This window comes from Chroococcidiopsis sp. (assembly GCF_051657925.1).
In the GTDB taxonomy this organism is placed as follows: Bacteria; Cyanobacteriota; Cyanobacteriia; order Cyanobacteriales; family Chroococcidiopsidaceae; genus Chroococcidiopsis.
Genome location: NZ_JBOFLP010000021.1, coordinates 1 through 11,731, shown reverse-complemented (window position 1 = coordinate 11,731; position 11,731 = coordinate 1). Strand labels below are relative to the sequence as shown.

Below are 11,731 nucleotides of genomic sequence, written 5' to 3'. Positions count from 1 at the left end.
GGCTCTACAGGTGGCTGCGGAGATTCTGAGGACGCAGGCTCATCTGACGACTGCGGTGCAGGAGCGGGAGACGAGCTAGCAATCTTTTCTGGCTGCGGCAATTGCACCAACCAATGACTGGGAGAAGCACCGCGAACCTTTACCTGGTTAGGGTCGAGACTATACTCTGGACTGAGTTCGAGCGCAATCCGCGTCGTTTTCTTGTCAACCTGCCCAATTCGGAGAGCGCGAAACGCTCCACCCGCTTTCTGTTTGACTGTCGTTCGCTTCAGAGCTGTCCCCGGCAAGTCAATCACTAGGCGCGTGGGGTTAAATACCAGCTTTGCTCTGGGTTGAACTTTGCCTTCTGTTTTGATTTCCAGTCGATTTTGTTTGGCATTAAAATGCCACGATTTCAGACTCGCCGCCTCAGTAGGAGACGAGATTAGAAAAATGCCTAAAGTACTGGGTAAAAGCCAGTATAATTTCACGGTGCTTTCTCCTTATGCGCATGCATCCCAGCTGTCAACGTCTCCTCTGTTGGCGCTGTTTCACTCCATCCGATCCCGCAGTGTCGAGCCAATGCCGACCATGAGTATACCTGAGTCCTCCAATAATGGTTGAAACTAGATTTAAACATAATGTGAAATGCTTCTCATCAAATTTGACGATTCGCGCTTCATATAAGTATTCCCATTGCAGTCCGCTCACACCAACAAGCGATCGATTAATTTATTTCAATTGAGCCATTGATTTTCAGAAAAATTTAACTGAGTAGCAGAAGATTTCAGTAGTGTAATGCATAATTTTTCAAATGCTAATAGTTTCTTGACCCTCCTTAGACGATCGCGTTTTTTAATTTAGTACCGCATCTTGCGGCAGCGATCGCAGTTTGCCCGTAACAAAACGATAAAAATACATCAAAATTTACAAATTTCAGGAGTGAGGAGCGAGGAGTGAGGAGTGAGGGAAATTTAGGATTTTGGCTTGTGGAATTGAATTTCTTCCTTGTCCTCCTTGTCCTCCTTGTCTTTCTAAACGGGAGTTTCTGGTTCACCTCCTACAGCAGTAGTGGGGGGAAAGACGAAACGCAAGAGGGGGGGTGCTAAAAATGTGGTAAGAATCACCATCATGATAATGGCAGCTTCTAGTGGTTTAGAAAGAACGCCGCTTGCAGAACCAACACCAGCAAATACTAGTCCTACCTCACCTCTAGGAATCATGCCTACACCGATCGCTAAACGATTGATGCCAGGTTGTCCGAAGACAGCAGCACCCGTGACAACTTTACCTATGATTGCCACAGCAATCAGAAAGATAGCAATAATCAACCCCTCGCGGTTACTGGGAACGGCGGGATTGAGAACTCCCAAGTCGGTTTTTGCCCCTACAGTGACAAAAAAGATGGGAACGAGCATATCCGCGATCGGTACGACTTGTTTCTGAAGTTCTTTGCGCTTATCAGTTTCGTCTAGCACTAAACCAGCGGCAAATGCTCCTAAAATCGCCTCTAAATGGATTGCCGCAGCTAAGTATGACATGACAAAAGCAAAGATAAAAGCTGGGATGACTAATTCACCGCGCGTCTTGATGCGATCGACAACTGTAACAAAAGTTTTGTTGAAAACATTGCCAAGTAGAATTGCCCCCAACAAAAAACCACTGGCACTAATAATCAGATAAACGACATTACCCACGTCCACTTCGCCAGTTTTCGCCAAGCTTGCCACCACTGCCAGCACGATGATACCTAGTACATCATCAATTACGGCGGCTCCTAAGATAATTTGACCTTCTCTTGAGTTGAGAGTTCCCAGTTCCGACAAGACTTTGGAAGTAATACCAATACTCGTTGCAGTCAAGGCAGCACCAGCAAAAATCGCAGGCACGGCAGGTACACCAAACCAAATCATCAACCCTGCCGTGCCTGCACCAAACGGCACGGCTACCCCTACACAAGCCACCACAGCCGCTTGGATACCGACTGCCATTAATTCTTTTAAATTTGATTCCAGCCCAATTTCAAATAGCAGGATCACCACACCTAGCTCAGCTAAAACTGAAATAACTTCGCTTTGAGCGGCAAAAGTGGGAGCGACTTCCTCCGGTGCTAGTCCTGCGGTGGTTTGAAGGAAATTCATAATCAGAGAACTCGTGGCATCAGCCCCACCTTCTGGAAATACCAATAGATGTAAGGCAGACACTCCGACAATGACACCACCCACCAGTTCGCCTAAAACTGGAGGTAAGCCAAAGCGGTTAGAGATTTCTCCACCCACTTTGCTAGCAAAGTAAATGACGACCAAACTCAGCAGCACTCCTGCTAGCACCAAAGCACTATTTGCCTCTGCTTCTGGCGCAGTTAGCAGTAAAGGCGTAGATCCCCACAGGGTAAAATTACTTACCCAGCTAAAACCATCTAACTCCATTAGCTGTCCAAAAATCATCCTTTTCAATTTACTAGTTTTGGGGAGTCAGTTAACAGGGAACAGGGAGCGGGGAGCAGGGAGCAGAGGGGCAGGGAGCAGAGGGGCAGGGAGCTTCTGAGCAGAAGAAAGAATAACAACCAATGACCTATGACCTATGACCAAAAAACATACCTGGCAGCGATCGCTACCAGGTATGTTTTCTTCAGCAGTCGTCAAAGCTAACTCCTCAAAGCTAACTTATAGGTTATTTTCTAGCTAGCACAGCCATCACTTGTGCCATTTGCTGTTTTAAGCGTTCTATATCTGCCTGCATTGCAGCAATTTTTCCATTCAAAGCTTGCAGATCGGATGATGTTGTGCCGACCCCAGTTGTCATTGCAGCCACCTGGGGTGTTACTGGTGCTGCTGTTGCTCCTCCTTGGCGCGGCAGTTTTGACTTAACCATTGCCGTTTTAATTGCACCAATTAAATCTTTTTGCTCGAACGGTTTGGGGATAAATTCAAAATACTCGAATGGCTCTGGAATTTTCTCGACAACTTCTTCTTTGCGTCCCGACATCACAACTAAAGGAATTTTTTGCAGTTCGGCATTTTGTTGTATTTGCTGATACACCTCCCAGCCGCTGAGCTTAGGTAACAAAAAATCAAGCATAATCAGGTTCGGTCGTTCTTGACGAATTAAGTTTAGTCCTTCCAAACCATCTTTTGCTTCTAAAACATCAAAGTTGCCAGGTGGCAACATTTCTTTGACGCGCATCCGAATTACGCGACTGTCATCGATAACTACGATTTTGTTACTTGCCACAACTGACTCCTCGGCAATGAATTTTAAGGGGAATAAGATGGAAAAATACGATTTAAAGGCGAGAATATCTGGTTGTGCAGTCTTGAAAGTGAGTGCGGCAGATATTAGTTAACTGTAAATTTAAATTCTCGATCGCCAATATCTCGAACTCGCTCAATTGACACACGTAAGTGAGAGTAACAGCCATCTGGGATACACCAGTAACTTGCTTTTCTAGCTAACCTTGCACAACAAAACTACGAACTAAACCTAACGCTGTTCGCGTTTTGTCTCCAAGGGAATTTTTACTGATTGCGCGATCGCAAAATTTTCTTTAAACAGATATAGTTCGGTAGATTTTCGGTCGGCAAATTGCCGATTGGAAGGGTAATTGGTAATTGGTGGTTGGTAATTGGTGATTGGTAATTGGTAATTGGTAGATAGTAGTTAATAATGGAAGTTGGTCACTGGTCACTGGTCACTGCTCACTGAATATATGACTCTATCTTCTCGTTCTGAGTTCAAGTCGGAAATTGAGGCTTTACCGTCATGGCTGCGCCGACCGATTGGTAAGGCAAGCGAATTATCTACAGTTCAAAAAATTATTAAGCAGCGACAGATTCACACGATTTGCGAGGAGGGACGCTGCCCGAACCGAGGCGAATGCTACGCCCAAAAAACAGCCACTTTTTTACTGATGGGTCCAACTTGCACTAGGTCTTGTGCTTTTTGTCAAGTGGATAAAGGTCACGCACCCATGCCACTCGACCCAGAAGAACCGCAGAAGGTCGCAGAGGCTGTGCAGTCACTAGGATTGCACTATGTCGTCTTGACTTCTGTAGCGCGGGACGATTTAGCTGACCAAGGAGCGAGTTGGTTTGTTGCTACCATGACAGCAATTCGCGCTCTCAGTCCTCAAACGCAAATTGAAGTATTGACCGCTGATTTTTGGGGTGGTACAGGTGCGGGAGACGTAGGACAAAGGGAAAGAATTGCTACAGTTGTAGGGGCAAAACCAGCTTGTTACAACCACAACATTGAGACTGTCAAAAGGCTGCAAGGACGAGTCAGAAGAGGAGCTAAGTACGATCGCTCGTTGCAAGTCCTGCAAGCAGTCAAAGAAATCGATCCGAGTATTCCGACAAAATCTGGGTTAATGTTGGGGCATGGAGAGACAGTAGAAGAAGCGATCGAAACGATGGCAGATCTTAGAGCAATAGGCTGCGATCGCTTGACAGTTGGGCAGTACATGCGCCCCTCCTTAGAACACCTACCCGTCCAAAAATACTGGACTCCCGAAGAATTCGAGCAACTAGGCGCGATCGCTCGCGATCTAGGGTTTAGCCACGTCCGTTCCGCACCTTTGGTGCGTAGCTCCTACCATGCGGGAGAACAGTGACCAAGGAACAGTTATCAGTTATCAGTTATCAGTCAAGAGTGGTAATGGGTAATGGGTAATGGGTAGTTGGTAGTTGCTCCTCTGCTCTCTTCCCCTACTCCCTGCTCCCTGCTCCCTCTTTTCACAAAAATATTTTTAACGGAAGTAGGCAAGGTGTACCGCTGTTTGGTATTTCTGTAGATGCCCTTATTTTGAGGAGAAAAGCTTATGGCTGCTCAAGCAACTAAACCAACTGTCGGTCAAGATGTTGCTAAATCTAATGCTAACGCTCCGTTCCCTTTTCGGACGATAGTTAGCTTGATCCTGCTAGCAGGTAACATTCTGGTAGCTGCTATTTACTTCCACATTATCAATCCATAGTTGTCTGGCGGCTAGGAAGTTGGTGGCTAGTGACTAGCGATCGCCGGTCGCCGGTCACTGACTTCCTAGCCGAATCAAATCGTACCTTTGAATAATCCTTTAGGGCGTACTAACAACACCAGAATCATAATCAACAGACCTACACCTTGTTTGTATTGAGAACCGAGGAAAGGGGTGCTGAGTTCTTGGGTAACGCCAACGATCAAAGCAGCAGCGATCGCGCCGTATGGGTTACCAATTCCACCTAAAATTGTGGCAGCAAACATCGGCAAAATTAAAAACCAGCCCATATTCGGTCTGACGGCTGTAATCAAGCCGTACATGCTACCACCTAAAGCCGTGAGGCTCCCAGCGATCGCCCACGTCCAAAGTACGACGCGATCGACATCAATCCCAGATACGCGAGCTAAGTCGAGGTTGTCAGCAACAGCGCGCATCGCCTTGCCAATCTTCGTATTTTGTAACAAGTAGTGCAGCGCCAAAATAACGATGACTGCTAAAAGCATGACTATAAGTTGATTCTGGGGAATTCTGATTCCTAAAATTTCTCTAGCTGGACTGGTAGGAATATCGTAACTTTTGTTACTACCACCCCAGATCAAAATAATTCCATTACGGAGAAACAAAGCGAGTCCAATCGAAATAATAATGAGCGTGGTGGAAGTGGCACGCCGCGATCGCATATTTGACCAGATCAGCTTTTCGGATATCAGCATTGCTGCTACAGTGCCAATTGCTCCGAGTAACATTGAGAGCCAAATATTAATGCCGCTCGTATTGGCTAGCAAAGTTAAATAAGCGCCCAAAGTCATAAAATCGCCGTGGGCAAAGTTAGCCAGCCGTAAAATGCCATAAGTCAGCGTCAGTCCTACCGCAGCTAAAGCAATAATGCTACCTACAGCTACCCCATTAACAAATAATTGAGCCAGTTGTGCGTCCATACAGGTGTCAGTTATCAGTTATCAGTTATCAGTGTAGAGATGTTATGGGTAAAATCTGTACAAAAGCAACGAAGTGGCTAGTGGCTTGGCTGGTGGCGAGAGATTAATTAATTGTGCATTGCGACTTCTGTACGGGCGGGTTTTGAGTCAAAAATTATTGCCTCAACTGTCAATTCTTTTGCTAAACCTGCCCCTACGACTTGCGATTTGCGGCTTGCCTCTTGTAAAGTGCATTCATTTCATGTTTTTAAATTCAACTTTTGTTAATGCTCGGGTCTAAATCTTTTAACACTCTCCACATACACCTAGTATTTCTAGTTGTCCTTGCTGTTTTACCGCTATATCTGTTCTTTTTCATTCACAATGCCGATCGCGTTCCTCAGTTTGAGTGTACGGTACTGATACTAGCCGCAACGGTTGCAATGGCGATCGTCTGGGTGGGAATTGAAGTTGTGCTGGGGCGTTGGTTGCGCCTTCTGAATCAAGCAAGTCGTCAATTGGCTGAGAAAGGTAATTTTCGAGTTTGCATTTCAAAATTACGTTATGCTCCATTAGAAGTTAGACAATTAGCACAATCCTTTAACGAACTAGCAGATTCTCTAGAACGACAATTTAACCAATTGCGCCATGTAGAAGCAGAGTTACGCCGAGCAAACGATCGCTTCCAAATGGGAGCAACAGCAATAAATGCCACGATTTATGAGTGGGATTTGCAAACTCAAGCAGTCGAAAGAACTCCTGGGTTGCTGAAAATTTTGGGTTATCAACCAGAGGAAGCTCCAAATGATGCTGCATGGTGGCACGAGCGCATTCATCCTGATGATTTTCCGCCAGCCTACGCAGTTGTGTCCTCAGCATTGGCTGATAATAGCAAAGATTTTGAAATCGAGTATCGCCTGCGCGATCGCTCCGGTCAGTATATTCATGTTTGGGAACGCGGGCTGATCGTCAGGGACGAGCGAGGGCATCCGTTGCGAATTTTTGGTGGCAGTCTGGATCTGACCGAACGCCAACGGGTAGAAGAACAACTGCGGCAGAGCGAAGCACAGTTTCGTCAAATTGCGGAAAATTTACGCGAAGTCTTGTGGATGTCTACCCCTGGACTCACGCAGATTCTCTATGTCAATCCAGCTTACGAACAAATGTGGGGGCGGACTTGTGAAAGTTTGTACGCTCAGCCATCGTCTTTCCTGGCGGGAATTCATCCTGAAGATAGTGCCGCGTTAATTGCCGTTTTAGAGCAAAAGCCCCTGGGGACAAAGCTGTTAGAGGAGTTTAATCATGAATTTCGGATCGTCCGCCCCGATGGTTCGGTGCGTTGGGTACTCTCTCGCGCCTTTCCAATTCACGATCGCGCTGGAGAAGTTTATCGAATTGTGGGACTGGTAGAGGATATTACTCAACGCAAGCAAGCCGAAGTCAAAATCAAGCAGTGGAATGAAACTCTCGAAAAACGAGTGCGCGAGCGCACGGCTCAATTGGAGTTAGCAAACGGGGAACTAGATGCTTTTGCATATTCCGTGTCTCATGACTTACGCGCACCACTCCGCCACATTCACGGATTTGCCGATGCCTTGGCGCAGCGCTTGGAGTCTAATGAGGCGATCGCCGATCCCAAAATTGCTAGTTACATCCAGACTATTCAAGATAGCAGCATCAGGATGACACAGTTGATTGATGGTTTATTGGCTTTGTCTAGAGCCGGACGGCAACCTTTGGCGCAGGTTTCTGTAAGCGTGCGAGAATTGGTTGAGGCGGCAATCGGCTTAATTAAAAGTCAAACTTCAGCAAACCGTCAGATCGAATTTATCGTTGGGGATTTGCCTACAATCGACGGCGATCCAATCTTATTACGACAAGTGTTTGCCAACTTAATTGACAATGCGGTGAAATTTAGTAGCGATCGCCAACCAGCCAGAATAGAAATTGGCACGCTGCCAGGAGATAACACCACAATTTTTGTTAAAGACAATGGGGTAGGCTTCCAGATGGAATATGCCGAGCAAATGTTTGGAGCCTTTCAGCAGCTGCACTCCCACAAAGAATTTAAAGGTACGGGTATTGGATTAGCGATCGTCCAACGCATCGTTCACCGTCATGGTGGCAAAATTTGGGCTGAGAGCATACCCCAGCAAGGTGCTACTTTTTTGATGAAATTTAGACTTTCCTGAGGACAGTAGAACGGAGTAGAAGTTTCGCCAGCTAGGATGTTATTCGTCCAAGCAGAGTCGCTCAAGATCGGATCTTAGGTGATCTTGACTACCACAGCAGCAGACAATAACTGAAATGCATGTTACGCTCTGGAAATCAGCAGCCACGTAGTGAAATTACTAGATTTTAAAACCTGAATCGGTGTCATTCGCCGTCTTGGTTCGTACTGGATGCTATTGCCATGTAAACCCCTGTCCTCGCCCTCTGCTCAGCCAATTATGCAGACTCTAGAGCATTCTCAGGTTATGCAGCGGCAAGAATTGTCAATTGCCGCGCAACTTCACCTGTTAATCGTAGAAGACGTAAAGGCAGATGTCGATTTGATGATACTTGCCCTTGAATCCGCCCAGATCGCATTTACCTACGATATCGCCAAAAGTCAGAGTGAGTGCCAGCACCTGCTGCAAACTCAAACTTACGATGCAATCTTGGCAGATTATCGGTTACCTCAGTTTACGGCATATCAGGTGTTGCAACTTTTGCAGGCATCTGGGCATGAGATTCCACTGATTCTGGTGACTGGCAGTCTGGGAGAAGAGGCAGCAGTTGATTGCATCAAAGCAGGCATGACAGATTATGTCATGAAAGAGCGGTTGTTTCGCCTACCCGTAGTATTGAAGCGATCGCTGCAAGAATTTGAACTTCGTCGCCAACAGCAGCAAGCCGCAGCCCGCACTCAACTCCAAGCGCAGCAACAGGCAATTATCAATCACATCGTCCACGCCATGCGCGAAACTTTGGTACTGGATGAGGTGCTGCAAATTACAGCGGATATGCTACACCAAGCTTTGGGTTTGAGTCGTTGCCTCATTTCTCAGCCCAATTCTCAAGCCCAAATGGGAGTTGATCACATCAGCGCTGCGACCAGAGAACGGGAACATTTGCTAGGACATGAATGCTCTCTTTACCCCTTTTATAAAGATCGACTGCTGCGGGGAGAGATGGTTATCGTTCGCGATCTGGATGAGAACGTCCCTATGGCAGTTAGAGACGCTGCCGGAGAATGTAACATTCGCGCTTTGATTATCGCCCCTTTGTTGTATCGTCAGTCGTTTCTGGGTGGAATTATCCTGCACCAATGCGATCGAGAACGAGATTGGACGGAGCAAGAGATTTCTCTAGTCAGAGCAATTAGCGACCAGTGCGCGATCGCTATTCATCAAGTCCAATTATTTTCTCAAGTACAGCAGCAATTACACCGCCAGCAAACTCTCAATCAGATCAGTCAGGCACTCAATTCTATCCTCGATCCAGATTTTATTTTACAAGAAATTGTCAGACTGACTGGCGAATGTTTTGATGTCGATCGATTGTTAATCTTTTCTGTCGATACAGACTCAGTGCAAATTTTGAAAGAGTGGCGAGCGAACGATCGGATTTACTCAATGCTCAATCTCCAATTTCCCAAATCAGAATGGGTCGATCTGATAGATCCTGACTCTGATTTTTACTGTCGGCGCTATTTTCACGCTCCTGACTACTCTCAATTGCCTTCTACGAGAATTAGACAGATGCAAATAGAACAAGCAAGTACTCGTTCTGTTTTGAGCGTCCCAATTTTTATTCGCGATCGCCTTTTCGGTGGTCTATCTTTGCAGACTACTAACACTGATCGCACTTTTACTCACGAGGAAATTTACTTATTGCAACAAATTGCCGATCAAGCTGCGATCGCCCTCTATAACGCACAAAGTTACGAGCGTTTAGAAGAATTAGTCCAACAACGTACCCAAGAATTAGAAGCAGAAAAATTGGTTTCAGAAACAGCCAATCGAGCTAAGAGCGAATTTTTAAGTAATATCAGTCACGAACTGCGGACACCTCTAACGGGAATTTTAGGCTTTTCTGGCGTATTAATGGAACAAATTTTTGGTTCGTTAAATGCCAAACAAAAACAATATGTTGAATGCATTCATACCTCTGGCAAGCATTTATTAGACCTGATCAATGACTTACTCGACCTCACTAAAATTGAAGCAGGAAAAGAAGAATTAACCCCAGAAACCTTATCCATTGAAGATATAGCACAAGCTTGTCTATCTCTTTTTCAAGAACGTTGTCGGCAGCGGGGATTAGAATTTCATTTGGCGATCGCTCCTGAGGCAATAACCTGTACTGCCGATCGACGGCGTTTAAACCAAATTCTAGTCAATCTATTATCTAACGCACTCAAATTTACAGATACAGGTTCGATTACACTGCGCATCGAACAAACATCTCAACAAATTTTATTCTCAGTCATAGATACTGGAATTGGTATTGCTCTAGAAGATTGTGAAGAAATTTTTCAACCGTTTCACCAAGTCGATAGTGGTTTGAACCGGAAATATGAAGGTACGGGGCTAGGTTTAGCTTTGTCACGTCGCCTCGCTCAACTACACGGCGGCGATATTAGCGTTCGCTCAGAATTGGGGCATGGTAGCTGTTTTACTTTGTATTTGCCAGGGAGTAGGGAGCAGGGAGTAGGGAGCAGGGAGCAGGGGAAAGAGAGCTGAGGGAGCGATCGGGAGCTGGGGGAGCTGAGGGAGCAAAAACTGTCTTCACGCAGGTAGCGCCAGCGCCAACTGTCAACTGTCAACTGTCTTCACGCAGTGTAGCGAGCGCGTTTACCGTCAACCAATGACTAATGACCAATGACAAACAACCAACAACCAGACTTCTTACAATAGAAACAGAACGATCGCAGATTAAGACTGATGTTACAAAAACTAGAGCAGTTAAAGGCTTTGTTTGCTCAGATGGAACGGGCGTTGATTGCCTATTCTGGGGGTGTGGATAGCACTTTAGTCGCTAAGATTGCTACTGATGTTTTGGGCGATCGCGCGATCGCAGTTACGGCTGTTTCTCCTTCTTTGTTGCCAGAAGAATTGGAAGATGCCCAAGTTCAAGCAGCACAAATCGGAATTGTCCATAAAATTATTCAAACGCATGAAATGGACAATCCAAATTACACTTCCAATCCCGTGAATCGCTGCTATTTCTGTAAAAGCGAGTTACACGATACGCTCAAACCCTTGGCAAAGGAATGGGGATATCCTTATATCGTCGATGGGGTGAATGCTGACGATTTACGCGATTATCGCCCAGGTATTCAGGCGGCGAAAGAACGCGGCGTGCGATCGCCTCTGGCAGAAATAGGAGTGACAAAAGCCGAAGTACGGCAATTATCGCAACAATTGGGCTTGTCTTGGTGGGATAAACCAGCCCAACCCTGTCTCAGTTCCCGCTTTCCCTATGGCGAAGAAATTACTGTATCTAAGCTACAGCGGGTAGGAAGGGCAGAAATTTATTTACGCAAGTTGGGATGGCAAAATTTAAGGGTACGATCGGAGGGAGATACGGCAAGAATTGAGTTAATGCCAGATCTGATTAAAGATTTTGTCGCTCAAACAGATTTAGTGGCGCTAACTGCGGCATTGCAAAGTTATGGTTTTGTCTATGTCACGCTCGATCTAGAAGGTTATCGGAGTGGAAAGCTCAATCAAGTTTTGTCCGTGCCGATTGCTTCAAGATAAATATTTCTCAGCTTTGCCGCGTAGCGATCGATGGAATGATGCTCGATAATTCTAGATATTGAGTTCTGAGATTTCTCTAGGACGATCGCGCGATTGGCAAATATTTCATGTAC

The 11,731-nt window shown here is 45.9% G+C and carries 10 protein-coding genes; 5 read left to right on the top strand and 5 right to left on the bottom strand.

The annotated features are described in order from the left end of the window. The 4 genes from ACRC32_RS01665 to ACRC32_RS01650 form a co-directional block, all read right to left on the bottom strand. Window positions 1-470 (bottom strand): AMIN domain-containing protein (locus tag ACRC32_RS01665; RefSeq protein ID WP_438552347.1); only part of this gene is annotated, 470 nt, incomplete at its 3' end. Window positions 471-1,013: 543 nt separating this feature from the next. After that, the gene (locus tag ACRC32_RS01660) at window positions 1,014-2,408 is read right to left on the bottom strand and encodes a cation:proton antiporter (RefSeq protein ID WP_438552348.1); all 1,395 of its coding nucleotides are present in this window, start codon (window positions 2,406-2,408) and stop codon (window positions 1,014-1,016) included. 244 nt (window positions 2,409-2,652) lie between these two features. Further along, on the bottom strand, window positions 2,653-3,213 hold the full coding sequence (locus ACRC32_RS01655) for a response regulator (protein WP_438552346.1): 561 nt from the start codon (window positions 3,211-3,213) through the stop codon (window positions 2,653-2,655). 313 nt (window positions 3,214-3,526) lie between these two features. Continuing rightward, entirely contained in the window at window positions 3,527-3,667 is a 141-nt protein-coding gene (locus ACRC32_RS01650) for a hypothetical protein (RefSeq protein ID WP_438552345.1), read from the bottom strand. Window positions 3,668-3,688: 21 nt separating this feature from the next. Here ACRC32_RS01650 and lipA point away from each other — a divergent pair, with 21 nt between their 5' ends. Then, the gene (gene lipA, locus ACRC32_RS01645) at window positions 3,689-4,591 is read left to right on the top strand and encodes a lipoyl synthase (protein ID WP_438552344.1); all 903 of its coding nucleotides are present in this window, start codon (window positions 3,689-3,691) and stop codon (window positions 4,589-4,591) included. Between the two features lie 207 nt (window positions 4,592-4,798). Then, a complete protein-coding gene (locus ACRC32_RS01640; protein ID WP_015152751.1) occupies window positions 4,799-4,951 on the top strand; it encodes a photosystem I protein PsaX in 153 nt (50 codons plus the stop codon). A 74-nt stretch (window positions 4,952-5,025) separates the two neighbouring features. On the opposite strand, the gene ACRC32_RS01635 is transcribed toward ACRC32_RS01640, so the two are convergent. Next, window positions 5,026-5,892 (bottom strand): branched-chain amino acid ABC transporter permease, encoded by an 867-nt coding sequence (locus ACRC32_RS01635; protein ID WP_438552343.1) that lies wholly within the window; start codon window positions 5,890-5,892, stop codon window positions 5,026-5,028. A gap of 266 nt (window positions 5,893-6,158) precedes the next feature. Here ACRC32_RS01635 and ACRC32_RS01630 point away from each other — a divergent pair, with 266 nt between their 5' ends. From ACRC32_RS01630 to larE, 3 genes are all read left to right on the top strand, one after another. After that, a complete protein-coding gene (locus ACRC32_RS01630; protein WP_438552342.1) occupies window positions 6,159-8,063 on the top strand; it encodes a PAS domain-containing protein in 1,905 nt (634 codons plus the stop codon). Window positions 8,064-8,321: 258 nt separating this feature from the next. Beyond that, window positions 8,322-10,598, top strand: a complete 2,277-nt coding sequence (locus ACRC32_RS01625) for a hybrid sensor histidine kinase/response regulator (protein ID WP_438552341.1) — start codon at window positions 8,322-8,324, stop codon at window positions 10,596-10,598. Between the two features lie 201 nt (window positions 10,599-10,799). Continuing rightward, window positions 10,800-11,618 carry an ATP-dependent sacrificial sulfur transferase LarE gene (larE, locus tag ACRC32_RS01620; RefSeq protein WP_438552340.1) on the top strand — a complete coding sequence of 273 codons (819 nt, stop codon included), beginning with the start codon at window positions 10,800-10,802 and terminating at the stop codon, window positions 11,616-11,618. Window positions 11,619-11,731 lie beyond the last annotated feature (113 nt).